At 37.0% G+C, this 24,853-nt stretch carries 26 protein-coding genes and 1 pseudogene; 7 read left to right on the top strand and 20 right to left on the bottom strand.

The genetic code is table 11. The features are described 5' to 3' along the window. Positions 1 to 7: 7 nt before the first annotated feature. The 7 genes from NG809_RS14180 to NG809_RS14150 are packed head-to-tail and all read right to left on the bottom strand — an operon-like array spanning position 8 to position 6,566. Entirely contained in the window at positions 8 to 1,510 is a 1,503-nt protein-coding gene (locus NG809_RS14180) for a carboxypeptidase-like regulatory domain-containing protein (protein WP_262151701.1), read from the bottom strand. Beyond that, entirely contained in the window at positions 1,507 to 2,907 is a 1,401-nt protein-coding gene (locus tag NG809_RS14175; protein WP_262151699.1) for a CsgG/HfaB family protein, read from the bottom strand. The genes NG809_RS14180 and NG809_RS14175 overlap by 4 nt, the downstream gene beginning before the upstream one ends. Positions 2,908 to 2,913: 6 nt before the next feature. Then, positions 2,914 to 3,333: a curli assembly protein CsgF gene (locus NG809_RS14170; RefSeq protein ID WP_262151697.1), complete on the bottom strand. Its 420-nt coding sequence runs from the start codon at positions 3,331 to 3,333 to the stop codon at positions 2,914 to 2,916. A gap of 12 nt (positions 3,334 to 3,345) precedes the next feature. Further along, positions 3,346 to 4,071: a CsgE family curli-type amyloid fiber assembly protein gene (locus NG809_RS14165; RefSeq protein ID WP_262151696.1), complete on the bottom strand. Its 726-nt coding sequence runs from the start codon at positions 4,069 to 4,071 to the stop codon at positions 3,346 to 3,348. 2 nt (positions 4,072 to 4,073) lie between these two features. Next, positions 4,074 to 4,481, bottom strand: a complete 408-nt coding sequence (locus tag NG809_RS14160) for a hypothetical protein (RefSeq protein ID WP_262151693.1) — start codon at positions 4,479 to 4,481, stop codon at positions 4,074 to 4,076. 58 nt (positions 4,482 to 4,539) lie between these two features. Beyond that, entirely contained in the window at positions 4,540 to 4,749 is a 210-nt protein-coding gene (locus NG809_RS14155) for a hypothetical protein (RefSeq protein WP_262151691.1), read from the bottom strand. Positions 4,750 to 4,769: 20 nt separating this feature from the next. After that, on the bottom strand, positions 4,770 to 6,566 hold the full coding sequence (locus NG809_RS14150; protein ID WP_262151689.1) for a beta strand repeat-containing protein: 1,797 nt from the start codon (positions 6,564 to 6,566) through the stop codon (positions 4,770 to 4,772). A 228-nt stretch (positions 6,567 to 6,794) separates the two neighbouring features. On the opposite strand from NG809_RS14150, the gene NG809_RS14145 reads away from it, so the two are divergent. From NG809_RS14145 to NG809_RS14130, 4 genes are read left to right on the top strand one after another with little or no spacing between them, the layout of a single operon-like run. Continuing rightward, entirely contained in the window at positions 6,795 to 7,424 is a 630-nt protein-coding gene (locus NG809_RS14145) for an NUDIX hydrolase (protein WP_262151687.1), read from the top strand. A gap of 26 nt (positions 7,425 to 7,450) precedes the next feature. Further along, a complete protein-coding gene (locus NG809_RS14140; RefSeq protein ID WP_262151685.1) occupies positions 7,451 to 8,257 on the top strand; it encodes a lysophospholipid acyltransferase family protein in 807 nt (268 codons plus the stop codon). 6 nt (positions 8,258 to 8,263) lie between these two features. Next, positions 8,264 to 8,704, top strand: coding sequence for a hypothetical protein (locus NG809_RS14135; protein WP_262151683.1), 441 nt, complete (start codon positions 8,264 to 8,266; stop codon positions 8,702 to 8,704). A gap of 2 nt (positions 8,705 to 8,706) precedes the next feature. Next, a complete protein-coding gene (locus NG809_RS14130; RefSeq protein ID WP_262151682.1) occupies positions 8,707 to 10,047 on the top strand; it encodes a UDP-N-acetylmuramate--L-alanine ligase in 1,341 nt (446 codons plus the stop codon). 190 nt (positions 10,048 to 10,237) lie between these two features. On the opposite strand, the pseudogene NG809_RS14125 reads toward NG809_RS14130, so the two are convergent. The 3 genes and pseudogenes from NG809_RS14125 to panD all read right to left on the bottom strand — a co-directional run bounded on the left by NG809_RS14125 (position 10,238) and on the right by panD (position 12,791). Next, positions 10,238 to 11,299 (bottom strand): annotated as a pseudogene (locus NG809_RS14125) (NAD(P)H-dependent flavin oxidoreductase). A 57-nt stretch (positions 11,300 to 11,356) separates the two neighbouring features. Beyond that, complete coding sequence (locus NG809_RS14120; protein WP_262151681.1) at positions 11,357 to 12,436, bottom strand: lysylphosphatidylglycerol synthase transmembrane domain-containing protein; 1,080 nt, start codon at positions 12,434 to 12,436, stop codon at positions 11,357 to 11,359. 4 nt (positions 12,437 to 12,440) lie between these two features. Then, the gene (panD, locus tag NG809_RS14115) at positions 12,441 to 12,791 is read right to left on the bottom strand and encodes an aspartate 1-decarboxylase (RefSeq protein ID WP_056033595.1); all 351 of its coding nucleotides are present in this window, start codon (positions 12,789 to 12,791) and stop codon (positions 12,441 to 12,443) included. 399 nt (positions 12,792 to 13,190) lie between these two features. Here panD and NG809_RS14110 point away from each other — a divergent pair, with 399 nt between their 5' ends. Continuing rightward, a complete protein-coding gene (locus NG809_RS14110) occupies positions 13,191 to 13,493 on the top strand; it encodes an HU family DNA-binding protein (RefSeq protein ID WP_262151677.1) in 303 nt (100 codons plus the stop codon). Between the two features lie 65 nt (positions 13,494 to 13,558). Here the strand turns inward: NG809_RS14110 and pdxH are convergent, their stop codons facing one another. Then, complete coding sequence (pdxH, locus tag NG809_RS14105) at positions 13,559 to 14,200, bottom strand: pyridoxamine 5'-phosphate oxidase (protein ID WP_262151676.1); 642 nt, start codon at positions 14,198 to 14,200, stop codon at positions 13,559 to 13,561. Between the two features lie 24 nt (positions 14,201 to 14,224). Here pdxH and NG809_RS14100 point away from each other — a divergent pair, with 24 nt between their 5' ends. After that, positions 14,225 to 14,773, top strand: a complete 549-nt coding sequence (locus tag NG809_RS14100) for a YqgE/AlgH family protein (protein ID WP_262151674.1) — start codon at positions 14,225 to 14,227, stop codon at positions 14,771 to 14,773. Positions 14,774 to 14,878: 105 nt separating this feature from the next. Further along, complete coding sequence (locus NG809_RS14095) at positions 14,879 to 15,460, top strand: N-acetylmuramoyl-L-alanine amidase family protein (protein WP_262151672.1); 582 nt, start codon at positions 14,879 to 14,881, stop codon at positions 15,458 to 15,460. A 78-nt stretch (positions 15,461 to 15,538) separates the two neighbouring features. Here the strand turns inward: NG809_RS14095 and NG809_RS14090 are convergent, their stop codons facing one another. From NG809_RS14090 to NG809_RS14050, 9 genes are all read right to left on the bottom strand, one after another. Further along, the gene (locus NG809_RS14090; RefSeq protein ID WP_396124866.1) at positions 15,539 to 16,348 is read right to left on the bottom strand and encodes an aminotransferase class IV; all 810 of its coding nucleotides are present in this window, start codon (positions 16,346 to 16,348) and stop codon (positions 15,539 to 15,541) included. 72 nt (positions 16,349 to 16,420) lie between these two features. Beyond that, on the bottom strand, positions 16,421 to 16,807 hold the full coding sequence (locus NG809_RS14085) for an START-like domain-containing protein (protein WP_056033608.1): 387 nt from the start codon (positions 16,805 to 16,807) through the stop codon (positions 16,421 to 16,423). A 125-nt stretch (positions 16,808 to 16,932) separates the two neighbouring features. Next, positions 16,933 to 18,108 carry an aspartate aminotransferase family protein gene (locus NG809_RS14080; protein WP_262151667.1) on the bottom strand — a complete coding sequence of 392 codons (1,176 nt, stop codon included), beginning with the start codon at positions 18,106 to 18,108 and terminating at the stop codon, positions 16,933 to 16,935. 237 nt (positions 18,109 to 18,345) lie between these two features. Beyond that, complete coding sequence (locus tag NG809_RS14075; protein ID WP_262151665.1) at positions 18,346 to 20,085, bottom strand: OstA-like protein; 1,740 nt, start codon at positions 20,083 to 20,085, stop codon at positions 18,346 to 18,348. A gap of 3 nt (positions 20,086 to 20,088) precedes the next feature. Next, positions 20,089 to 20,562, bottom strand: coding sequence for a Fur family transcriptional regulator (locus NG809_RS14070; RefSeq protein WP_262151664.1), 474 nt, complete (start codon positions 20,560 to 20,562; stop codon positions 20,089 to 20,091). Positions 20,563 to 20,633: 71 nt separating this feature from the next. Next, entirely contained in the window at positions 20,634 to 22,631 is a 1,998-nt protein-coding gene (locus tag NG809_RS14065; protein ID WP_262151662.1) for a KUP/HAK/KT family potassium transporter, read from the bottom strand. A 127-nt stretch (positions 22,632 to 22,758) separates the two neighbouring features. After that, entirely contained in the window at positions 22,759 to 23,739 is a 981-nt protein-coding gene (locus NG809_RS14060) for a pyruvate dehydrogenase complex E1 component subunit beta (protein WP_262151661.1), read from the bottom strand. An 87-nt stretch (positions 23,740 to 23,826) separates the two neighbouring features. Then, entirely contained in the window at positions 23,827 to 24,216 is a 390-nt protein-coding gene (locus NG809_RS14055; protein ID WP_262151659.1) for a hypothetical protein, read from the bottom strand. A 68-nt stretch (positions 24,217 to 24,284) separates the two neighbouring features. Beyond that, positions 24,285 to 24,755, bottom strand: a complete 471-nt coding sequence (locus NG809_RS14050; RefSeq protein ID WP_262151657.1) for an Lrp/AsnC family transcriptional regulator — start codon at positions 24,753 to 24,755, stop codon at positions 24,285 to 24,287. Positions 24,756 to 24,853: the final 98 nt, after the last annotated feature.

The following is a 24,853-nucleotide window of genomic DNA, read 5'->3' as shown; positions in this document are numbered from 1 at the left end:
TTTATTTTTATTCCCAGTCAGGCATCTCTGCGTCGGTGTAAAGAACTGCACGCGGAAAATTCCCATTGGTTGCTGTAAGCGTAATTTTGACAACATTTTTTACTGATACGTTATCGTTGGAAGTATTAACTAAAATTACATCGGCATCATTTGGTGAAAATCTGGGATCCAGATCATTTGTACCATTTACTTTCTGGCTCATGGAAGAAATGTCCTGCTGTGTATTGGTTTCCAGATTATAGATAAAAATTCTGGAATCTAACTGTCTGTACTGAACACTTTCAAATCCGGCAAAGTCTCTTGTGTAGAGCAGTTTCTTGCCATCTGCTGAGAAATTAAGACCTCCTGCTCCACCAGTCACTCCAGTTAAAACGCTTTGTGTTACAGTTCCTGACATATTGATGATGAAAACTTTCACGCCATATCCACTTAAGTTGTTGGTTTTTAAAGCGATTTTGCTTCCGTCATAGCTCCAGTCGCATTCTGAAATAAGGCTTCCGTCGGAAGTTGCATAAATCTGAGTAAGACCACTTCCGTCTGAATTGATTCTGTATAGTTTATCGAAATTGGCGTAAATAAACTGGCTCCCGACTTTATTCCAGGAAAAATCAATTTCAGCATTGCTGAAGCCCGTTGCGGGAAGCGTTGTAACCTGCATCATAGATGAACCATCTCTTCTTGAAGTGAAAATCTGAAAATTTCCGCCCACGTTTCTGAGAAAAGCGACTTTATTGGCATCATTATTAAGCCTTGGCCTGAAGGAATTCTGTGTTGACGCTGTCAGATTAAAATTTACATTGGTTTCGTTGGCAGAAACAATGTAATAATTTCCGTTGCTGTCTTTTTTCACATAATGAAATCTGTTGGTAGGCGTCACAACTGTCTTAAACTGTCTCGTTTCACTGAAAACCTTTGGATTTACCCCATCAGAAACCGCTACCTGCCAAAAATAAGTGTTATTGTACTGAAGATTGGTGACGTTGTAGTTTTTAGTTTTAATTCCGGTAATATTTTGAACTACAGTATTGTTGGCATTTTTTAAAATCAGATCAAACTTTAGGCTGTCATTTTCAGGATCGGTGGCAGTCCATGACAAATTGAGGGATAAAGGTTGCTCAACAGCATTATCTGCAGGACTCACCAAAACAGGAATTGAAGGTGATGAATTTAAACTTGAATCATCAGCCATTTCAAAAACCACAGTAACAGTCTGTCCGTCATTTTTAAGATTGATTCCCTGATAATTTGTGACATATCCACTGTATTCAGCTTTTACAGAATAATCTCCTGTGGGCGCATCTTTGATAGTGAAACTCCCGTCTGTTCCCGTGAAAACAGTAGTCGTAGTTGGACTTGTTGAAATTTTTACATTGGCTATTGGAGTGTTGGTTCCTTTTTTTACCACTGTTCCTTTTATAATTCCTTTGGTACTTTCACCAATAAGATCTTCGCTGCAGCTTGCCAAAACGCCAAGCATGAGAATCAGAATATATTTTAATATTTTTTTCATGGATTTACTGTTTTTAAAGGTTTTGTAGATTTTCGGTTGAGATAAACATTCAGCCCCAAACCGATTCTTACACTCTGATCTTTTCTTGTTCCCTGAACTTTAAAATCCCAGTCATCATTAAAGCCAAGATCGTACTGAGCATTTAGACGCATAGCAAAAGTGCGGTTGATAAGATATTCAAGACCTCCACCAAACTGAGACTTAAAATAATTTTTGTCGCGATAAAATACAGATCCGATACCGCCATAAGCGTACGGTGTCAACTTACTTTTCGGAAGAAGCATGTACTCGACGTTTGCATCAAGAGAAATTGCCCGTCGCCAGAAAATGTTTTTATTTTCAAAGATGAAATAACTTGCATTTCCGTCGATATTAAAATGGTCGCTAACGAAATATTTTAAACCACCTTTTATTCCGGGATGCATTTTAGCATTCACATAATCACCCCGAATCTGGGTACCTTCAGCCAATCCGTACATTGAAATTTTTGCACGCTGATTGTCTGCTAATTTTTTGCCTAAAACTTTCATATCGTTATCGGTCTGCTCAGCGTTATAATCATTAATCAGTTGGCTGAATTTACCTGGATCCCGAAGGGTACTTCCCCAGATATTATCTCTCATACCTTCTACTATCAAACCGTAAACAGCTTTTTCAATAGCTTCAGTTACAGCAAGATGTACAGGTTCGTTTTGGGTAATACCAACCTCAGCCTCCATCAATCTTTCGGTATCTACATATCTGAAAAAACTTCCGCTGATGGCTGTAGAAAGTATGGTTTTGGAAGTATATACTGTTTTAAGAATTTCTCCGGTTTGGGTAGAAACGGCACGCAGATAAACTGAAATTCTATCCTGTCTGTACTGAGTAGAAGCTCCAATACCGAAATATCTGGCTCCCAAACCTCCTGTTACCACGTTGGTATCATAAGATATCACACCACCTTCAAGAATAATACCTGCATACAAAAGCGGAGGAAGATTTCCGGATTCGTTAATTTGGTTAGGCATATATTCTTTTCTTGTAGTCCGGATAATCTGTCTTTCATTGAGTAGATTTCCTATATTTTCTCTTTCAATTGGCCTGAACCATTTGCTGTCTTCGAGTGCTTTGATAAGGATGGTGGTGGTTCCCTGCGGAATTGCTGTGCTCCAGTTGGCTCCGTTATCTGCAGCTTTATACTGGCCGGTCTGGTCACGGAATTTGTATACCCCAACCACAATTTTATCCTGTGGTACCGGCAGATTCTTAATTTGGGAAGTGAAGTTTGTCGTCTCGCCTAAAGTAGATTTTTCGCTGTGAGAGGGGTAATTCAGCAAAGAGTTGCACCCGGTCATTACCAGAAAAAACACAGGGAGTACTACCCAAAATTTTGGATATTTGTATGTTGTTTTCATGGTAAATTAGTTTTGTCCGGGAATTATGATTTCAGATTGCTCGCCGGTACTTGTATTAAGAATTTTAATTAAAAGTCCTCCATTGGCTTGCGTTACCTCCAGATACATTGAGCCGAAAACATAAGTTCCCGGTTTCAGTTCACCATCACCAAACTGATTGCCAAACAATTTGGTAGACAATTGGCTTAAAAGTTGCCTGTTTAAGCTATCTGTGAAACTGCTTAACGAGTTTAGATTTGAAAGAGAAGAACCCCCGATATTATTATCAAACTGATTTTGCGCGGCCGCGGAACTCAGAAGCCACTGATAATTAAAAGTATCCCCACCAAAGGCAGGATTTATGGGTTTGTATACCAGTTGCTGCCCATTCACGGAAAAGCCAACTGCTGATAGAAATAATATTGTAGTAGTATAAAAGAGTTTCATTTTTTAAAGTTTTTAGGTTGAACTTCTTAACAATTCATTCTTTGGAAGAATCATTTCTTTTAGAATTTCTAAAGTAGTCTGAGCTTCCTGATTCATCACTTCCTCATCCGGAGATGTGTTGAAGAGGTAAATCTCCTGCTCGTTGTACATTACAGAAATTCTGGTACTTTGTCCTAATCCTGGGATCTCAATGATTTTTACAGTGCCTGGAAATTTCTCATCGGTCTGCAGATACTTCATATAAAACTGATCGTAATAATACTTGCCGTTTCTGCTTCTGGTATCGTCTATGGTAAGCCCCGATAGCTCGATATCGTTTTCAGATAATGATTTTGTACTGTTCTGAGCAATTTTTTCCGGTCGTATCTCTAAACTGTCTTTAGAAATCACCTTGTCGCTTTCTTCGTCTTTAATAAAAAGAAAAACCTTGAGCACATCTTTTCTGTCGAGATTGGTTTTCACCTCAGAAAGTTTTAAAGTTTCTTTTGGTTTTACGACAAATTTGCCTTCCTGTTTATTGGTGGAAGTGTTACCTGAGGCTCCTTTTTTTATTGATAGCAGAATAAAATTTATTGGGTAATGGAAATCTGATTGATTTTCTGCTGTAGCAATAATATTGTAAAGACCGTCTGCGCTTTCTGTAATTATTTTGGCTTGCAGCCCTTTCTCCGTTTTGGTTTGTGAGAAAAAATTACAGTAAAAAAGTATTGAGATTATCCATAGAAATTTAATTTTCATTATTAATAATTTCTGATAAAAATAATCATGTTGTTGTCTCTGATATTGATTTTCATATTCTCTGAGATGCTGTTGCTGCCCACCATATCCACATAGTTTTTGTTGCCTACCGAATTGATGGTTGCTGTACTGGGCTTATTGCCAGTATTAATGAAAACAGTTTTATTCTCATTCCCGATCTGGCTTATAGAAACCTGCTTAGGATTAAGATCATAAATCTGAACTTCATTATTATTCCCAATCTGCACAACATTGGAGTTGAAACCCGTTGTTGCATTCACCGTAGAATTGCCACTGCCAAATAGCTGTAAAACATTCTGCGAGTTCAGCTCTTCGAATGATATATTTTTCTGTGCCTTTAAAAAAGTGCAGAAAAAAAGAAGTATTGATATGTAAGCCAGTTTTTTCATCTCAAAAAAAAATAGTATAATGTATAGGAGATTGCTCTCCTATACATTTGAAGAAACTCTAATAGTTAAAATGTGATACTACAATAGAATTTCCACTACCTTGCTTTAAACCGTTATGTGAATGATCTGTAATTTTTTTACTAAAGGCAGCATTATTCTGATTACCCCATTGTTTTGGATAAGTAACATTGTTGACTCCTCTTAGTACAGAGTACGAAACATCAGCATTTCCTCTTTGATTCAATGCTTCATCATTACTGCCTCTCATATTGACGATTTTTCACAAGATTAATGCTGTGTTGCAACAATCACGTTGCCTGTACCAGACTGCATACCCATGTGTACGTTTGATGTACCATTTTGCGATATTGTAGCTTGGTTATAGCTGCCGTTCTGTGTGTTGTTTGAAGTATTGGTAAGACCCAATTGGTTTACAGAAGTCCAGTTAAACGATCCATTTTGCTCAATCATGGAGTTGTTTCCGGTTCCTCCTGCCTGAGTTGTATAAGCCTGGCTTCCGTTTCCTCCGTACTGGTATGTATTAGAAATGTTGTTACTGCTGTTTTGAGTCGACACAGATTTGTGTGAGTCGCCAATCTGTGACAGATAAGCACTGTTGCCGTTTCCTGTCTGACTTTGAGTACCTTCACTGCTGTTACCATTTTGATAAATACCTTCAAAGTTTGAATTACCGTTTATAATCTGTGTAGTTTTGTTATTGCTTCCATAAGTATGAGCATCAGAATCATTCTGGTTTCCGCTTTGGTTCTGGATTGCTGCGTTTCCATTTCCATCTTGAATAACATGTAATCTAATATTACTATTTCCTACCTGAGATTGAGAAGACGTGTTATTGCTGCCATATTGCTCTACTCCATTAAATCCGTATCCAACATTATTGTTACCAGTTTGTACTTGATTCTGAACGTTATCATTACCAGTCTGGATTGCAAAAATAATATTGTTGTCGCCAGTTTGATTTTGAGTTCCCTGATTTCTCAGACCACTTTGACTTGAAGTAGCTCTGTTGGTACTGCCAACCTGTCTTTGGTTGGAAGCGTTATTATTAACATTTTGAGTTGAACTTGCAATGTTACTGGTACCACTTTGGTAAGTATATGCGTTGTTTGCGTTGCCAGTTTGACCTTGCGTTAAAGTATTACCATTACCGTATTGAAGTCCGTTTTCAACGTTATCATCTCCACTTTGAGTTTGAGTAGATTTATGACCATTGTTATATTGATATGCATTAGCATAGTTACGATCACCAGTTTGAGTCTGATTTGCAACGTTTAAATAGCCTTCCTGATAAGAAACTCCATTGTTAAAATTACCATCCTGCTTTTGATCTGAAGTATTTTGAAAAGCCATCCCTTCCTGACGTGAACTTACAACGTTACCATCACCTTCCTGCAATTGTGTTGCTCTGTTATGGTAATACTCTTGGTTAGTAAATGCCTGGTTACCAACTCCATCTTGAGTTTGATTAGATCCATTATCAAAACCATTTTGGTTAGTCTGAGTTACGTTACCAACACCGTTTTGTTTTTGATTGATTTTACTGTTATTTGCACTTGAACTAGCCGCAAGGGGATCTGCTCCTGTCTGATGTGCATAAGCTGCGTTGCTTGAGCCTGTCTGTACCTGATCGATATTCATCCTTGGTGCTTTCGCCTGAGTTGCATTTGCAATATTACCATTACCACCAGTTTGCGTCTGATTAATTACAGTCATATAAGTTTCTGTCTGTATCGAATTCATTTCGTTACTGTTCCCGTTTTGTATCTGTGTTACATAACTTTTGTTTGACCAGTTAGAAGTACCTCCCTGAACAGAACTGGCTCGGTTATTGTCTCCGGTTTGTGTAGTTGACGTTTCGTTCAGCATGTGTCTCTGTATTACTAAAGATTGGTTATTATTACCGCTCTGGTTTGTTACATTTTTTTCAGATGACCCCATTTGGTTTACATTAGACTGATTGCCGCCGCCTCCTGATTGCGTCACACTATTGTTATTGTTAGTTCCTTGAGCATAAAATAGTGATGCTCCAGAAAGTGCTATTGCACTAAAGATTAATTTTTTCATGATTAAAAATTTTTATTTGTTAATGAAACAAATATATGCCGATCAACATCTGTAAAACGCCACCGAAACAGGGTAAATTTTAAAAATCACATATTCAGTTAGTTTACATCAATATTTCAGTCATGCCTAACTCATCATAAACCGTTATAATCTTTATCGTAGAAATACGGTATGCAATTTGAAATGTTTTATGTCGGATTTTCTATCTTATATTACTATTTTTACCCTATGAAAAGTTTCGGAAAAGACCTTTTAAATAAAATCAAAAAGACAGAACTGAGCGGTGAAGATGCGCACGGCATTTTTTCGCCTCCATCACGTCCGGTTTTTACTTATGAGCAGGTTTTAGAGAAAAATCCAAAATTTGCCGCTGTCAATATTGTGATCTATCTGAAACATGATGAATGGTACTTCCCACTGATTCAGCGAACTGAAAATCAAAGAGATCGTCACAGCGGACAAATCTCCCTGCCAGGCGGAAAAAGAGAAGAATTTGACAGAGATTTTGCTGAGACAGCCATCCGCGAGACTTCCGAAGAAATTGGTCTCGAAAAGCCTTATGTAAGAATTATCCGTGAAATGTCACCAATCTACATTCCGCCAAGTAATTTTTATGTTTATCCGTTCATTTCGTATTCAAAAAGAAACCCTGAATTTATTCTTCAGGAAAGTGAAGCTGTGGAAGTTATAGAATTTCCCATCACCTCATTTCTGAATCTCCCGGATACACCTGAACTGATGACGCTAGATGCCGCAGGTGGAAAAGAAGTTCCGGTAATCAATTTTAACGGATACATCATTTGGGGTGCAACCGCAATGATATTGAGCGAATTCAGCCAATTACTTAAAAAAATGTAACTTTGCACAATCGTTTTTACTGAAGCATGGCCAAAAAAAATATATTTACCGATGCATTCGGAACTCCTTACTTTTTAAAAAGGATTATCATCTTTATTCTCGGTATCGTTTCCTACAGAAGATTTAATGGTTTTAATAAACTAAAAATCTCTGGAACCGAGCATTTGGTAGACCTTCCGGATTCCAACGTACTTTTTGTATCCAACCATCAGACCTATTTTGCTGATGTGGCTGCGATGTATCACGCATTCTGTTCGGTGAACAACGGGTATCTCAATACCATCAAAAACCCGATCTATCTGCTTAACCCAAAAATCGACTTTTATTACGTAGCTGCCGAAGAAACGATGAATAAAGGGATTTTACCTAAAATTTTCAAAGTTGCCGGTGCAGTAACAGTAAAAAGAACCTGGAGAGCTGAAGGAAAAAATGTCAACCGGATGGTAGACCTTACCGAGGTTGACAACATTATGAAAGCTTTACAGAATGGCTGGGTAGCGACATTTCCGCAAGGGACAACAGCAGCTTTTGCTCAGGGACGACGTGGCACTGCCAAACTGGTAAAAAATCAGCGGCCAATTGTAATTCCGATTAAAATTAATGGCTTCAGACGAGCTTTTGATAAGAAAGGACTTCGTGTAAAAGTAACCGGAGTAAAACCAACCATGGAATTTAAAGCACCTTTGGATATTGATTACGACACAGAAAATTCTCACGATATTCTTCTGAAAATTATGACAGCCATTGAGCAGACTGAAGATTTTAATGTACTTCATACCTACGACGAAGAGCTAAAGGCCAAAAAATCACAGGGTAACAATCCTTTAAACTAAAAACAAATGAAAAAATTAGCTGCATTTTTTCTGATTCTCACATTTCTAATCTCCTGCAATACACAAAAGGCTTTTTCAGAATTTGATTTCAGCTACGCAAAAGCCGGAGGTTATGCCCCGATGTATGAAAACCTTTTGATCAAAGACAACAAGGTGTTTTACTCGCTGGAGTCCAACGGAAAAAAGACAAGGAAAAAATTTAAGATTTCTGATGCTGAACTTCAGAATATCGATAAAGTTTTAAGCGAAAATCAATTCAGAAAAATTATTGAAGACCGCAAAAAAATCTACGACCGTGCTTCCGTGACCATCACGGTTAAAAAAGGTAAAAATTCCGGAAGCAAGTCAGATGCAAGCCTGATCATGGCGGTTGACCAGAAAAAATGGGAAAATATTGTAGAAGTTTTCCAGAAAATCATAGACAACAACGTAAATAACACAAAATAATTTTGAAAACCCATTTCATTGCCATTGGTGGAAGTGCGATGCATAATTTAGCCATCGCTCTTAAAGACAAAGGATATCAGGTAACCGGATCAGACGATGCTATTTTTGAACCTTCAAGATCAAGACTTGAAAACAAAAATATTCTTCCCGAAGAATTAGGTTGGTTTCCAGAAAAAATAAGTTCGGATATCGATGCTGTTATTTTAGGAATGCACGCCCACAACGATAATCCTGAACTGGCAAAAGCTAAAGAATTAGGTTTAAAAATATATTCTTATCCTGAATTTCTTTACGAACAGGCTAAAAATAAAACCAGAGTTGTCATCGCAGGATCTCACGGCAAAACCACAATAACATCGATGATTTTGCACGTCCTCAATTTTCATCAGAAAGATGTAGATTACATGGTTGGTGCACAACTGGAAGGTTTCGACTGTATGGTGAAACTTACGGAGGATAACGATTTTATGGTTTTGGAAGGTGATGAATACCTTTCTTCTCCTATTGATTTACGTTCAAAATTTTTGTTGTATCAGCCTAATATCGCTTTGCTGAGCGGTATTGCGTGGGATCACATTAATGTTTTTAAAACATTTGATGATTATATCGAGCAGTTCAGAAAATTCGTTGCAAGCATTACGCCTGGCGGTGTTTTGGTTTATAATGAAGAAGATGCCGAAGTCGTAAAAGTAGTGGAAAATGCTGAAAATTATTTCAGAAAAATGCCTTACAGAACTCCTGAATACGAAATCAGCAACGGAAAAGTTCTTTTGAAAACCGATGTGATGGGCAATGTTCCGCTTTCTGTTTTTGGAGCTCACAATCTGTTAAATCTTGAAGGCGCAAGACATATCTGCCACACCTTAGGCATTATGGATGAAGAATTCTATGAAGCGATTATGAGTTTTAAGGGTGCTTCAAAACGTCTGGAGAAAGTAGAAAGAAATGATGGCGGAATTCTTTACAAAGACTTCGCACACGCACCAAGTAAGGTAAAAGCAGCCGTAAAAGCGTTCTGCGAGCAGTTTAAAAATGAAAAAAAACACGCTTTTCTTGAACTTCATACATATTCAAGCCTGAATCCTGTATTTCTGGAACAGTATGATCATGCGATGGATGGACCTGAAGATGCAATAGTATTTTACTCTGAAGACGCTTTGAAAATCAAAAGGATGGAAGCCATTTCTCCTGAATTGATTAAAGAAAAATTTAAAAATGAAAATCTGAAAGTCTTTACCAATGCTGAAGATCTTCATGAATACTGGAATACTTTAGACAAAACCGAAGGTGTATATATGATGATGAGTTCAGGAAATTTCGGCGGACTTGATTTGACGAAGTAAGTTTAAGATTTTAAACCATTAAGGTTATTAAAATTTTAAGATAATTGATTAAGATTTTTGAGTTTCATCAAAGATGAAAATTAAGTTGTATTTAAATCAATTAGTATTGATAATGAACAGTTCCAACTTACTAAAGTTTAAATTTATATAAAATTCAAAATCCTTTTCTCATTTGAAAGGGATTTTTTCGTTAAAAAGATTCGCAGTCCTGAATAAAATTTTTTAAAATAACTTCCGTAGAATCTTTACTGTATTTTTGAATGGACTGTCCCAGCCAAAGATTGACAAATTCGGCATTTTTAGCTTCTCTCGCAGCGGTTCTGAATGCAGCGGTCAGTTTGTTCATGTAAGGATACGGAAGGATGTAAGAAGACTCATCCAGCGTTTTTGTAAAAGTATTTTGAATTCCCCGCGCCAATCTTCCGGAAAAAGATTTCGTTAAAATAATTTCGTTTTCTTTTACTTTAAACAACCGCTGTTTTTCAAAATCCTATAGGGCACTTTCCTGAGAAGCCAAAAGCATACTTCCAATCTGAAATCCTTGTGCTCCCAAATCTTTTGCAGCATTTAAAGTCTGGGCATTATAAATTCCGCCAGCGTAGATCAAAGGAACTTTTACCGCATCAAAAACCTGCGCCAGTAAAGAAAAACCGCCAATCTGCGGAATATTTTCATCATTAAAACTTCCACAATGTCCGCCAGCTTCCCAACCCTGAACACAGATGATGTCGATTCCGGAATTTTCAAGTTGTATCGCTTCTTCAACAGAAGTGCAGGTTCCAATCAGAAGGAGGTTATTATTTTTTAATTTAAGAATACTTTCTGAATCTAAATTTCCAAACGTGAAACTTAAAATTCTGCATTTTTCAGAAATTACCGCTTCGATTTGTTCGTGGTAAGAATTTAGTTTAATATCATCAAAATCAGGTAATTGAACTTGAATATTATTTTCTGAAGCTAAATTTTCCAAAAACACTTTAGTTCTAGAAAAATCAGTTTTCAGTTTTTCAGTAACCTCAGGAATTTGATGAACAAAAATATTGAGTGAAAAATCACGATTGGTGAGTTTTTTCGTTTTTTGAATCTGTTCCAAGGATTTTTCAGCGGACAAATCTGCCAAAGCCAAAGAACCCAAACAGCCTGCATTATTTGCTGCTGACGTCATTTCCGGACTGCTCACCCCAAACATCGGCGCCTGAATAATAGGAAATTGAGTACGAAGTTTCTTACTGAGATCGTTTTTTAAATGCATAAAAAATCGCTTTCAGTAAAGTTAAAGATTTTAAACCGGAATGAGTTTTATTAAAGACTAAATGTGCGAAGATTCCACTACCCTGCTTCGTTCTCTTGCCAGCATGATTACAGAGATTCCGCCCATAATAAGCATCAGAAATAACTGCAATGGCAAAGAAATAAATGAGTAAGTAATCCCAAGTTCACCGCCAGCATCGCCATTTTTGCCCATGGCAAGAAAAAGGGTCATAAAACCATATTTCATGGCAAGATTGAAAGCTCCGATGCCTCCGCTGGCAGGAACGATCATTCCTAAAGTACCGACAACAATAATGAAAAAGCCGTCTGCAAAAGTAAAATCTGACGTTTCGGGAAGCGCAAAACAAACTAAATATGCCGCAAAGTAATATGAAATCCAAATGGCAAGTGTATAAAAAATAAATTGTCCCTTCTTCTCCAGTTTTGAGATGGAAGCAATACCCTCCCAAATCCCTTTGGCAAAATTAATGAGCTGTGCTTTTTTAAATGTAATCAAATAGACCACAACAGCTACAAGCAGTATAGCCACAAAAATCTTGACGGTCATGTAGAAGAATGCAAAATCCTGTATCCCAATCTTCATCAAAAACTCTTCAAAACCGCTGGGAACCTGTTTTTCTGTAGTTGTTTCTTTTTTAGCAGTGACATAATCATAAAAAGAAATAATGGTGTCAAATTTAAAAATTACCGTTAAAAGAAGGAAACCCATCATACAGACAAGATCTATCACTCTTTCCAAAATAATAGTGCCGACAGATTTGCTTACAGGAACTTTTTCAACCCCATACAAAGCCGTAGCACGAGCCACTTCACCACTTCTTGGGATGGTAAGATTCATCAGATATCCGAAAGAGATACTCCACAAAGCGTTTGAACTGGAGATTTTGTGACCCATCGGTTCCAACAGAAGATTCCAACGAACGGCACGAAACCAATAAGCTAACAAACCGAAAACACCTGCGAAAGCCACCCACCAATAATTTGCTTTGGATAAGGATTTTTGAATAACCTTAAAATCAAGTCCTTTTGTAGCATACCACAAAAAGAAAGCTGCAAAAGCCAATGAAATAAGGATCGTTAAAAAACTTTTTAGGGGACTTTTTTTCTTCTCTTCCATTGTTTTAGGTAAGAAGATTGGTTTTTTCGTCAGGGAAAACAATTTTTGGCTGGAAATCTCTGGCTTCTTCAGGGCTCATCTGAGCATAAGCAATGATGATGATGATATCGTCACGCTGCACTTTTCTTGCCGCAGGACCGTTCAGACAAACTTCGCCGGATTTTCTTTTTCCTTTGATAACGTAAGTGTCGAAACGCTCACCGTTGTTTACATTCACGATGTAAACCCTTTCTCCAACTACCAAACCTGCAGCATCAATCAGATCTTCATCTATGGTAATACTTCCTATATAATTAAGGTCTGAAGCCGTAACTCTTACCCTGTGAATTTTAGATTTGAAAACTTCTATAAACATGGTGCAAATTTATTAATAATTTTCCAAAATGTAACCTATTTAAAATCCTGTGACCCCTTCAATTTTAATATTAATTCGATTGATGAATTTTAATTGATAATAAAATTATTTTAGCAGATTTTCAATCATATTTTGATATTACTTATCAAATTTTACAGATTTAGGATTTAATAAAATCAAAATAAAATTGACCAATTTTCGTAAAACATTATATTTAGGGCATTTGGCACAATTTTAGCGGCTGCAAATGCGTATTTTTCGTCAGTTTTCAAATTAGCAAAATGTAACGATTTTTTCAGTTTTATGAAAATTTCAATAAGTTTTACCAAAAAATTTGCACAATATGAAAATTGTATTAAATTTGCTTTTATAACAAACTAACTTTTAATATTACAAATTATGAACAAGTCTGAATTAATCGACGCAATTGCAAAAGATGCAGGAATTACTAAAGTTGCAGCAAAAGCTGCTCTAGAATCTTTTATGACCAATGTAACTTCTACTTTACAGCAGAAAGACGGAAAAATCTCATTGGTAGGTTTCGGTACTTTTTCTGTAGCTGAAAGAGCTGCAAGACAGGGGATTAACCCTGCTACTAAGATGCCAATTAAAATCGCTGCCAAGAAAGTAGCTAAATTTAAGGCTGGCGCTGAACTGGCTACTGCTGTTGCAGGTGCAAGTGATAAGAAGAAAAAGAAATAATCATCTGATTATAAAAAATTAACCTCATCGCAAGATGAGGTTTTTTTGTGCTTTAAAAGTGAAAATTATGGCGCTAAACGTGAAATCTCCCAATCCAAGTCTCCCAACTCGTATATAATCCTATCGTGCAATCGGTTAGGTCTTCCCTGCCAGAATTCAATTTCGTAAGGTTTTGCAATGTAGCCACCCCAGTTTTGCGGTCTTGATATTTCTTTATTTTCAAATTCCTGCTCCAGATTTTTAAGTTTATCTTCAAGAAATTCTCTGTTCGGAATTTTTTCGCTCTGAGGCGAAACCACCGCTCCCAGCTGACTTCCTTTTGGTCTGGAATGAAAATATCCGTCGCTTAAATTCTCAGCAATTCTTTCCAAATCTGCTTTGATGATGATCTGCCTTTCCAGTGATGGCCAAAAAAAATGAAGACAGGCTTTATGCGTTTTTTCAATAGACTTTCCTTTGCGGCTGTCATAATTGGTGAAAAATACAAATCCATCATGACTGTAAGATTTCAATAAAACCATTCTGGTGCGCGGGCAACCGTCATCTTCTACTGTAGACACGGCCATTGCGTTGGATTCTGATACCGCAGGATTCTCAGTAGCTTCCAAAAACCAGTCTCTGAACTGCTCGAAAGGATTTTGTTTAATCTCATTTTCAATAAGTTGTAATTTTTCGTAAACTTTTCTCTTATCGTGCAGATTTTCCATAAAGATTTTTTATTACATTTGAGTATGCATTACTCGTACAAAGGTAAAATATTAATCTCTACACCTGATATCTCGGGTGATATTTTTTCGAGGTCTGTGGTTCTCATAATTGATCATGATCAGAATGGAAGTTTCGGGCTTATTCTCAATAAAAAAAACTCCAAAATAAGCACACGGTTTAAGAGCCTTTTTGAATTTAAAATCGATGTTTACGATGGCGGACCTGTTGAAAACGACAAAGTTTTTTTCATTATAAAAGGTGAAAAAATTACTGATAGTTATTCTGAAATCAACAGTGAATTTTATCTGACGGAAAATGTAGAGGAAGTAATTAATGCCGTGATGACCAACAGACTGAGTGTAAATGATCTGAAAATATTTTCAGGATATTCCGGATGGATGGCAGGCCAGCTGGAGGACGAGATTTCACGGAAGGTATGGACTGTGGTGGACGTCTACAATCTAGATTACACGCTTCCAAATGATCAGACTTTATGGAAATCAATCATGCAGAATCTGGGTGGCGAATTTCTGCTTTGGGCCAATTCACCTGAAGACATTTCAATGAATTAGATTTACAAAGGATTGAAATTCAAATATTAACATTTTTTTAAGTAGTTTTTAACGCAGTTTTAAGATAGATTTCACGTTATTTGGATAAATAAAATTCTGATTGATATGAAAGCACTTAAACTTTTTGGCTGCGCTCTTTTTGCAGCATCTTTTTTATCTTTTACCCCATTAAACAAGAAAATAATTGTGATCGATGCCGGTCATGGCGGTGATGATTTCGGAGCTAAACACAGCGGTTTTTCTGAGAAAGAAATTGTACTTAAGATTGCCCGTGAGATTAAAAGCCGAAACAACAGTGATTCTGATTATGAAGTTGTTTTAACGAGAGATTCAGATTTAAATTCCTCCCTAAGCGAGCGTACGGATAAAATCAACGAACTGAATCCTGCAGCTGTAATTTCTCTTCATGTCAACAGCAGCCCAAAACCTGAGTCTGACAGGCAAGGAACTGAAATTTACACTCAATCTTCGGAAGAATCAAAAAATTTAGCAAAAATTATCTCAAAAAATCTAGGCGAATGTAGAATTGAAGAAAAAAATCTTCATATCTTAAAACAGTCAAAATCTCCTGCGGTTTTGGTTGAACTAGGCTTCATTAACAGTACAAAAGACAGAAAATATCTTACAAGCGAAGAAGGGCAAAAAGAAGTTGCAGCTAAGTTTGAGAAGATTTTCAGCGAGTTATAGATTAAAAATACAAATCTGACTGGTTCAGAAAAAACCCGGTAAAGGACTTGAAACGTTGTTTACCGGGTTTGTCAATTATTAGAAACCTGCTTTCCACTGATTTACCAGTTCCCTAAATCCTGAATTGGTAAAGGTTTTATTGCGGATTTTCCCTACTGAAAAAATTCCCTTTTCATCAGAAATCAAGAGAATTTCTTCAGCTTTTTGAGATTCGAAGGCAATCAATTCACTTTCCTGAATCGTTGCAAGTTTATTTTTATCCAAAAAGGTCACAAAATTCTCCAGCAAAGGCGAAATGTAAGCACCTTCCGTATGTTTCGGAATTTTAATGGTGTCTTCCTCCAGAAAGAGAAGATTTCCCAACGTGGTGCGGGCAATTCTTTTGTTTGGATTAAGGAAAATTACATCATCCAGATCATTTTCTTCGGCATAAATGCTCCCATAAATATTTTCCGGCGAATGAACCCTGATATTGCTTAAAAGATTGGTATTGACGTTGATTTCTTTAATTAAATCCAATTCTAAAGCCCGTTGATGAATATCTAAAACATCATTCACTTCGGAAACTTCGTAAAAATAAGAAACAGAAGATTTTGAAAGCGTTATTCCATCATTATTTCTGAAAGCCAAAAAGTTGATGATTCCATTGGATACAGATTTCCCCTGAATGACTTCGGTATTGAAAAGATTCTGAAAAAACTCCAAAGTGTAGCTTAAAGGAATATTAAGACGCATTTTCCGCATGGATGCCATTAAAAAGAAATAGCATTCTTCGTCCATGATCAGTTTTGAATTTCTGATAAAAAAGGAAACTTTCACGGCATCACCCATCGTAAAAGCTCTGTTGGCTTCTTCCACAGTTCCGGAAGTAAAAATATAATTTTTCAATTTTTCTGAGTTTAGCTAAAAAAATAATGAACGATAAATCGTTCATCAGTTTTATCCATTGATATTTTATTCTTAGGCAGCACCTAATTTTATTCTGAGGTTTTCAATCAGATTTTCCCAGTACATTGCGTTTTCCTCTTCATCACCTTCCTCGCAGAAATCGGTGATATTCAAGGCTAAATCTTCTGTAATATCATCAATTGTAATGGTCATTTCAAAGAAATTTTTGGTCCCTTCATCTTCTTCCCATCTGAAACGCACAAAACCTTCAGGCTTATATCTGATTAATGTAGCCTTCTCAGCAGGACCGCCGCCCCAGCTGAAAAAGAAATCGTCTCCTTTCTCCACAACATCCTCTGCAAACCATTCTGACAAACCCTCTGCTGTAGCCAAATATTCGTATAAAATCTCTGACAGACAGTGCATTGGAAACTCATAATGGACTTTATTTTTCGCCATATTATCTCTGTTTTAATCGTGTCGCAATATATAAATTAATTTTTTTATTTAACAAAACAGAGGTTACTTTTTTATAAAAGGTTTATGATTTTTGTCATAAGACTTTGCAAAGCTTTTACTGACGGTTAATTTTCATTTAAAGCCTCCAGAATTACAGCACAACCTTTGCGGATTTCATCTTCAGAAATCGTGAGTGGCGGAGAAATTCTCATGTATTCATTGCGATAAAGCTGCCAGAAAACAATAAGACCTTTTTCCATACATTTTTTGGCAATATGAAGTGTGAAATCGGGTGAGCCTAAATTCACAGCGAGCATCAGACCTTTTCCGTTGATATTTTTAATTTTAGGATGAACCAGAAGTTCTCTATAAAGTTTTTCTTTAGCATCAGTCTCATTCATCACTCCGCTTTCCAAAACTTCTTTTAAAGTGGCATGACTTGAAGCTGCAATCAGAGGATTTCCCCCGAAAGTTGTGATATGACCCAATTTCGGCGAATGCGAAAGGGTTTCCATAATTTCACTGGAACTCATAAATGCGCCCACCGGAACGCCGCCGCCCATCCCTTTTCCCATTACCAGAATATCCGGAACGATTCCGTAATGTTCGAAAGCAAACAATTTTCCCGTTCGTCCAAAGCCAGGCTGAATTTCATCTAAAATTAAAAGAGCACCCACTTCTTCACAACGTTTTTTAAGATTTCCAAAGTAATTCTCTAAAGGCATCAAAAATCCCGCTGCACCCTGAATGGTTTCAGCAATAACACAGGCTGTTTTCTCAGTAATTTTTGAAAAGTCTGCTTCATTATTAAATTCTATAAAGTTTACCATCGGCAACAACGGACGGAATTCCCTTTTGTGATATTCATTTCCTGCTACTGAAAGTGCACCGTGGGTATTGCCATGGTAAGCATCTTTCATCGAAATAATCTCTTCTCTTCCGGTATATCTTTTGGCTAATTTTAAAGCGCCGTCAATGGCTTCTGCCCCGCTATTAACCAAATAAGTAACTTGCAAAGGATCGGGAACTGATTCTGCCAAAAGCTGGCAAAGTGCAACCGGTTTTTCCTGAGCATATTCGCCGTAAACCATCACGTGAAGGTATTTTTCTGCCTGGTCCTTAATGGCACTGACAATTTTCGGATGAGAGTGACCCAAAGTATTGGCAGAAACTCCGGCAACAAAATCAAGATATTTTCTGCCGTCAGTTCCATAAATATAACTTCCCACTGCTTTTTCAACTTCAAAACCTGCGGCAAACTGCGTCGTCTGTGCCTGATATTTAAAAAATTCCTTTTGCATGATTTTATTTAAAAATGGTTGGGCAAAGATAATAAGATTGGGAGGAAAGTTTTTTAGAAATTGGGAGAAAATGAAACTCCGAAGTCAGGAGACTTCAGAAAGTTGGGATTGTTTAAAAAAATGCCACACGAAAGGATTCGTGCGGCAGCTAAAGGATTTAAAAAACCAAACTGGCAACCTTTCAAAAGAAATCTTAAACCCATAAAAAATCAGAGCCAAAAACTCTGATTTTCTATTTTATTTACGTACTCTTTTCGGTTTTTTCGCTTCCTCTTTAGCTTTTGCGTCATCAATTATTTTTTGAGACTGATCGTAGAGCGAGGTATCCGATTCATATTGTATTTCCTCGTAATTGGGGGTATCGACAAGGATGTCCTGCCATTTCCGTATCCGGTCTTTGGTGTTCCAGTTGAAGTCGGGGAATTTCCGTTTGGAGGGTTCAATCATACTCATAGGATAGGTATCGTCAGTCGCACCGATATTGCACGAAAGAATGTAGAGCGCCTGATCCTGAAACAGAGCACCAATAATCCCACATGATGAGAGGTTGATCCCGATTCTTACCGGTTTTTTAGTCACTGCATCCACATCGTCTACGTAAGAAATGGCCTGGGCATTACCAATAACTTTCGCTTCGTGAATTTTTCCTTCCTGATAATAGACAGTCATCAGCTTTCCTTTTACCTGATTAAATTCATCTTTCATATTCAGAGAATCTGCCTTGCTTATTGCCAATGCGTTTCCGATTACTTTAATGGAATCTATGTTTTCGTTTGCGGTATTGAAATAGGTTTCCACCTTATCGCCGGTCACCTGCTTCTGATCGCTCCAGAGAATAGGATCTCTGTACATGTGCATGATCCCGTCGGTTTCGTCGAAAGCGATAGAGTCTGCCCTGCCCTGCGCATTAGATTTGTAAATTCTTGCCTTTTTGAAAGCCCTTAAAAAACTTTTCTTTTTTGTAACGTCCAATGTATCCGGTTTCTGATAAGAAAGAATCTTTTCTGAAGCAAAATAGATGGAATCTTTTTCTAAAATCTTAACTGCATACGGACTTTTAGTCATCATCGCAGAATCTTTTTTCTCATAGATCTCACCGTAGCCACCTTTGATGTACCGTTTTTCCAACGGATCATCGAGAGTCACGTTTCCGGTTCCTGTTCCGTAACCTGTAAGCTGATTAAAGTACAGTTCGTCACCGGTGAGGATTTTATCGTTGTAGTAAATCTTTGAATTCTTTGTAAGAAAAGATTCTTTGGTATTCATGTTATGAGTACCTTTTTCTGTAATAATCCTGTTCTTAGGATTTTTCTTGTTGGTGATTACGGTATAACCGTTGATGGTCACGACATTGGTATTCTGGTTCTGAACCACATTATCACCTTCCAGCGTATATTCCCGGTCTTCAATCTTTACCCTCCCGGTAAGATCGATCGTTCTTGTATCTAAAAAATAAGTTGCAGATTTTGAATAAGTAGTGCTTTTACCGTCATTGATTGTTCCTCCTGTGTTGTAGTACGCCTGATTGCCCAATCTGTCATAATAAAGCGTTTCAGTTTTAATGATGGTGCCTTTGGGATCATTCAGAACAACGTTTTTCTTGGCTACACCTTTCTGAGTATTTCCGTCGTACTCCATTTCTGAAGAAGTGATAACGGAACCATCGGGATTTACAAGTCTGGCATTACCAATTGCTCTGGCAAAGTTTTCTTCTTCGTAAATAACGATAATATCTGCACTTAAAATAGACCCCTGATGCTCAACCTTCACATTTCCTTTCAGCGTCTGATTGCCATCGTATATTTTGGGATCTTTAATGATCTCATCTGCATTGATGATTTTCACCTTCTTTCCGGGGCCGGATGGTGTTTTTGCAGAATTGTTTTGTAAAAAAGGATCTTTTTGTACAGGTTTAGGTTTTTCCTGTGCCTTAAAAAATGCAGCGAGGAAAATTAACAAAAAACAGAATATCTTCATTAATTAATCATTCTTGGTGCCGTAAAAATACAGCGAATGCGAATCAATTTTTACGCCAAAAGCCTGCTCAATTGCTTCCTTAATCCCCTGAATACGAGGATCACAAAACTCTATAATCTCCTGAATTTCTTTGTCTGAATCTTTTTTGTAGATCACCAAATGGTCATGCTGTTTGTCGAAATAAGATTTTTCGTAGGAAGATGAAGTCAGCGTTTTTTCTCCGAACTGATGCTTACGGATCAGCCCTGCATCAAGGAAAATCTCAATTGTATTGTAGATGGTCGCTTTTGAAACATGGTATTTCTTCTGCATCATCAACAGGTAGAGATCATCAACATTGAAGTGATGATCCATCCCGTATATTTCTTCTAAAATAGTGTAACGTTCAGGTGTATTTCTGAAACCTTTTTCCAATAAATAGTTTCGTAAAACATCTTTTATCAGCGTTATATTTTTTTCTTTCTGTAAAGTATCCATTAATCAATTTATACTACAAATTTATCGATTTTTTATTGAATATAAAATCGGATCATCCTGATTAACTTATTTTAAGAATCATGACGTTCAAACTTCGCCTGCTGAATTCTGTCTTTATTGGCTACTGCTTCTTCGGTGAGCGGTGCAGATTCCACCACTACATTGTGTGATGTAACGCCCCATGACTTGAAATCATCACTGCCAATATATTTCACGAAGTTGTAAATATTGAGTGTTATCTTGTTTTTCACCGTAAGAAGCATATCGTTGATATAGGTATTATCGATGATTACATATTTCAGATCCGGCGGAATATTGTATGCTCTCAGAGAAGGGTGGCTGCTTCGTGAAGGTATTGTTCCGTCTGCCATTAAATCTTTCAGCACCATATTAAAGTAATCGTTGATTCTTCTGTCTCTTTTAAATCCGAGAAGGAAATTAACTTTAAAAATCGTTCCAGGCAAAATTTCATCCACAGTATATTTAAAAGTATAAGGATCTTCCTGATTGATAATACTTAAAATGAAATAATGATCTGCTCTCTTCGGCTGTTTTTTAATGATTGAGTAGATAATTTTAGATTCCACCTCATCATTTTTCTTTGCTCTGGAGAGATAAGCGAGATTGGTACAGTATTTTGGAATCGTATTATCCAGTTTCATGTCTTTGATAATTTCTACGTATTTGCTGATTTTAACGTATTGGGTAAAGGTAGCTTTCAAAAGTCGGCCGTTGTACCATGCATACATACAGACTGCGATAAATCCGCCTAAAACTATAGTCAGCCAACCACCATCAAGGAATTTTGTAACATTTGCATAGAAAAAGCCTGATTCCAAGACAAAATAAATCAACGCAAAACCAAAAATGAAGATTTTATTCAGTCTTGTACGGCTGAGCCAGTAGGTGAGTAAAATCGTTGTCATCAACATGGTTATGGTTATAGTAAGACCGTAAGCCGCTTCCATATTCTCTGATTTCTCAAAAAATATTACCACAATAAAGCATAAAATCATTAATCCCCAATTCACTTTAGGAATGTACATTTGACCTTTTACCCCAGATGGATATTCGATATGCTGATTAGGCCAGAAAGAAATCGACATCGCTTCAGAAAACATCGTAAATGAACCGGTAATTACCGCCTGACTTGCAATAATCGCCGCTAAAGTTGCCAAAATTACTCCAGGAAGAACAGCCCATTCCGGCATAATACCAAAAAACGGATTGGTTCCGTTATAGACCTGCTCGTAATTATCCAAAAGCCAGGCTCCCTGACCTAAATAATTTAAAATCAACATCAGTTTTACAAAAACCCAGCTGAACTGAATATTTTTAGCTCCACAGTGTCCCAAATCTGAATACAGAGCCTCTGCTCCTGTCGTACAAAGAAAAACAGCACCCATAATCACAATCGCACTTGGCGAATGCGTGATCAGGTTGTAAGCATACATCGGATTGAAAGCTTTTAAAATTTCAACATGATCAAAAATATGCATGAAACCAAAACCTCCCAACACCAGAAACCACGTTACCATCACAGGTCCGAAGAACTTCCCGATGAAAGCTGTTCCGAATTGCTGTACAACAAAAACTACAAAAAGAATAATTAAAGTAATAGTAACAACAGGCGTTTCCGGATTGTAGATTTTTAAACCTTCAATGGCCGACATTACCGTTAAAGACGGCGTAATTACACTGTCTGCAACCAAAGTTGAAGCACCGATGATGGCCACGACGTAGAGCCATTTTTTCTTGAGCTTTTTAACCAAAGAATATAAAGCCAGGATACCGCCTTCACCTCTGTTGTCTGCTTTTAAAGCAATAATCACGTACTTGACCGTAGTCTGCAAAGTTAGCGTCCAGATGATGCAGGAAAGCGCTCCCTCAATGTAATCGTTGATCGACATGGATGAGCCTCCACCCTTCCGCGCATTTACAATGGCCTTCATTACATACAAAGGCGAGGTTCCGATGTCCCCGAATACAATCCCTAACGAGACCAAAACCCCAACAAAAGAAAGCTTTTTCAGATCAATATGATGACCGCCTTCTGTAACTTCTGCCATATCAGCAATTTTAAAATTTTAAACGGGCAAATTTATACTAAAATTATAACCCGAAGAATTTTTATCGATGAATAGAATAAATGAAAAAACTTCCTTTCGGAAGTTTTTTTCTATAATCGTTTAATTTTTACTTAACGTACATTGCGTTTTTGATTTCCTCTTTTACTTTTTCAAGTTTCGGGAACCATTCTGCAAACAGTGCGGATGAATAAGGAGCAGGAGCATCAGGAGTTGTAATTCTCTTGATTGGTGCATCCAGATAGTCAAATGCTTTCTGCTGAACCATATAAGTAATCTCTGAAGATACTGAACCAAATGGCCATGCTTCTTCCAAAATTACCAATCTGTTTGTTTTCTTCACTGAAGTAAGAATCGTTTCAAAATCCAAAGGACGAACGGTCATCAAATCGATCACTTCTACAGAAATACCTTCTTTAGCCATGTCTTCAGCAGCCTGAAGAGCCAGTTTCATGATTTTTCCGAAAGAAACCAGAGTTACATCTGTACCTTCTCTTTTTACATCAGCTTTTCCTATTGGTAAATAATATTCTTCCTCAGGAATTTCCATCTTATCTCCATACATCTGCTCAGATTCCATGAAAATCACCGGATCGTTATCCTGAATAGCAGTCTTCAACAATCCTTTTGCATCGTAAGGGTTTGAAGGAACTACCACCTTAAGACCTGGAATGTTTGCATACCAGTTTTCGAAAGCCTGAGAGTGCGTTGCTCCCAACTGACCTGCAGAAGCTGTAGGACCACGGAAAACGATTGGGCAGTTCCACTGTCCACCACTCATCTGACGGATTTTCGCAGCATTGTTGATAATCTGGTCAATCCCAACAAGCGCAAAGTTGAAAGTCATATACTCTACGATCGGGCGGTTACCATTCATCGCAGCACCCACTGCAATACCTGTAAAACCAAGCTCTGCAATTGGTGTATCGATTACACGTTTAGCACCGAACTCATCCAGCATTCCTTTAGATGCTTTGTAAGCACCGTTGTATTCTGCAACTTCCTCACCCATTAAAAAGATAGATTCGTCTTTGCGCATTTCCTCGCTCATTGCCTGTGCAATCACCTCACGAAAAGTATATTCTGCCATAGTAATTTTAAAAATTTATACAAAAATAATGTTTTTATTTATTAATCGAAAAAAAAGGCACCTTTCAATATTAATTTTTGGAAAATATTATCTGAAAAACTTCCATTTTGGGATAATTGCCAACATTCCGAAGCCCGTAAACAGAAAAAGATTGGTAATATCTGAGTACAAAAATGTAGAAAGGTAATAGTTGTGCATAAAGAAATGCATCAACAGCATAAATGGAAACAAAAAAATTCCGATTTTTCTGTAGAAAAAAATCAGGACAATTCCTAAAATCATCAAAGCGTCTACAGAGAAAATCAGGTAAAAATAACCTTTTGGAATGTTTAAAGCTTCATGTTGCAGATATTCATCAAGATCGAGCCCGATTCCCATAAAAGTAAACAGCAGCAGAGCAGCCAATGCTAAAATAAAACCCCAGCCTTTTTTTGGATCTTCATCAAAATAACTGTATTCTTTATATTCCTTTTCCATAGTGCAAAAATAAAGAACTTATGAAAAAAAATCATAAGTTCCTTTGAATAATTATATCGTAAAAAAAATTAAATCGTGATTGCGTTGATCAATCTGTTTTTGTCGCTGAGGAATTCTTCCATAGAGATCATACTCTCAGTTCTCATAACATCCTGAATATCATCTATCTGATAAATAATTCTCTTCGCATCATCCGTATTTTTAGCTCTTACTTTACAGAAAATATTGTATTTTCCTGAAATCACGCTCGCTTCAATTACGTTTGGTAATGTAGAAAGTTCTTTTAAAACTTCCTGAGTACGGTTTGATTTTGTTAATAAGATACCGATGAAAGCGGTGAAGTGATAATCTAATTTACCATAATCAATGCTTAGAGATGAGCCTAAAATAATACCCGCATCTTCCATTTTCTTTACTCTTACGTGAATTGTTCCTGCAGATACATCCATCTGCTTTGCAATTTCTGTAAAAGGCATTCTTGTGTTTTCTACTAAGAAGTCAAGAATTTTCTTGTCTATTTCGTCCAGTTGATAGTTCATAATAGTGAAATTATATTTTTCCTAAAAAATCCATAAATTTTTTACAAAATTAGGAAAAATTATTTAACTGAAAAAAAAATATCAAATATTAACTATAA

Origin of the sequence: Chryseobacterium foetidum, assembly GCF_025457425.1 — a bacterium.
Classification (GTDB): Bacteria; Bacteroidota; Bacteroidia; order Flavobacteriales; family Weeksellaceae; genus Chryseobacterium; species Chryseobacterium foetidum.
This window is presented reverse-complemented; position numbering and strand designations above follow the sequence as displayed.

What these genes read in the sequence shown, in the direction of transcription:
- NG809_RS14165 (WP_262151696.1), bottom strand. Translation starts at nt 4,071, where the DNA reads ATGAAAATTAAATTTCTATGGATAATCTCAATACTTTTTTACTGTAAT.
- NG809_RS14065 (WP_262151662.1), bottom strand. Translation starts at nt 22,631, where the DNA reads ATGGCAGAAGTTACAGAAGGCGGTCATCATATTGATCTGAAAAAGCTT.
- NG809_RS14135 (WP_262151683.1), top strand. Translation starts at nt 8,264, where the DNA reads ATGAAAAAATTAGCTGCATTTTTTCTGATTCTCACATTTCTAATCTCC.
- NG809_RS14055 (WP_262151659.1), bottom strand. Translation starts at nt 24,216, where the DNA reads ATGGAAAAGGAATATAAAGAATACAGTTATTTTGATGAAGATCCAAAA.
- NG809_RS14050 (WP_262151657.1), bottom strand. Translation starts at nt 24,755, where the DNA reads ATGAACTATCAACTGGACGAAATAGACAAGAAAATTCTTGACTTCTTA.
- NG809_RS14145 (WP_262151687.1), top strand. Translation starts at nt 6,795, where the DNA reads ATGAAAAGTTTCGGAAAAGACCTTTTAAATAAAATCAAAAAGACAGAA.
- panD (WP_056033595.1), bottom strand. Translation starts at nt 12,791, where the DNA reads ATGTTTATAGAAGTTTTCAAATCTAAAATTCACAGGGTAAGAGTTACG.
- NG809_RS14120 (WP_262151681.1), bottom strand. Translation starts at nt 12,436, where the DNA reads ATGGAAGAGAAGAAAAAAAGTCCCCTAAAAAGTTTTTTAACGATCCTT.
- NG809_RS14100 (WP_262151674.1), top strand. Translation starts at nt 14,225, where the DNA reads ATGCATTACTCGTACAAAGGTAAAATATTAATCTCTACACCTGATATC.
- NG809_RS14155 (WP_262151691.1), bottom strand. Translation starts at nt 4,749, where the DNA reads ATGAGAGGCAGTAATGATGAAGCATTGAATCAAAGAGGAAATGCTGAT.
- NG809_RS14175 (WP_262151699.1), bottom strand. Translation starts at nt 2,907, where the DNA reads ATGAAAACAACATACAAATATCCAAAATTTTGGGTAGTACTCCCTGTG.
- NG809_RS14140 (WP_262151685.1), top strand. Translation starts at nt 7,451, where the DNA reads ATGGCCAAAAAAAATATATTTACCGATGCATTCGGAACTCCTTACTTT.
- NG809_RS14150 (WP_262151689.1), bottom strand. Translation starts at nt 6,566, where the DNA reads ATGAAAAAATTAATCTTTAGTGCAATAGCACTTTCTGGAGCATCACTA.
- NG809_RS14095 (WP_262151672.1), top strand. Translation starts at nt 14,879, where the DNA reads ATGAAAGCACTTAAACTTTTTGGCTGCGCTCTTTTTGCAGCATCTTTT.
- NG809_RS14170 (WP_262151697.1), bottom strand. Translation starts at nt 3,333, where the DNA reads ATGAAACTCTTTTATACTACTACAATATTATTTCTATCAGCAGTTGGC.
- pdxH (WP_262151676.1), bottom strand. Translation starts at nt 14,200, where the DNA reads ATGGAAAATCTGCACGATAAGAGAAAAGTTTACGAAAAATTACAACTT.
- NG809_RS14075 (WP_262151665.1), bottom strand. Translation starts at nt 20,085, where the DNA reads ATGAAGATATTCTGTTTTTTGTTAATTTTCCTCGCTGCATTTTTTAAG.
- NG809_RS14070 (WP_262151664.1), bottom strand. Translation starts at nt 20,562, where the DNA reads ATGGATACTTTACAGAAAGAAAAAAATATAACGCTGATAAAAGATGTT.
- NG809_RS14160 (WP_262151693.1), bottom strand. Translation starts at nt 4,481, where the DNA reads ATGAAAAAACTGGCTTACATATCAATACTTCTTTTTTTCTGCACTTTT.
- NG809_RS14060 (WP_262151661.1), bottom strand. Translation starts at nt 23,739, where the DNA reads ATGGCAGAATATACTTTTCGTGAGGTGATTGCACAGGCAATGAGCGAG.
- NG809_RS14085 (WP_056033608.1), bottom strand. Translation starts at nt 16,807, where the DNA reads ATGGCGAAAAATAAAGTCCATTATGAGTTTCCAATGCACTGTCTGTCA.
- NG809_RS14180 (WP_262151701.1), bottom strand. Translation starts at nt 1,510, where the DNA reads ATGAAAAAAATATTAAAATATATTCTGATTCTCATGCTTGGCGTTTTG.
- NG809_RS14080 (WP_262151667.1), bottom strand. Translation starts at nt 18,108, where the DNA reads ATGCAAAAGGAATTTTTTAAATATCAGGCACAGACGACGCAGTTTGCC.
- NG809_RS14110 (WP_262151677.1), top strand. Translation starts at nt 13,191, where the DNA reads ATGAACAAGTCTGAATTAATCGACGCAATTGCAAAAGATGCAGGAATT.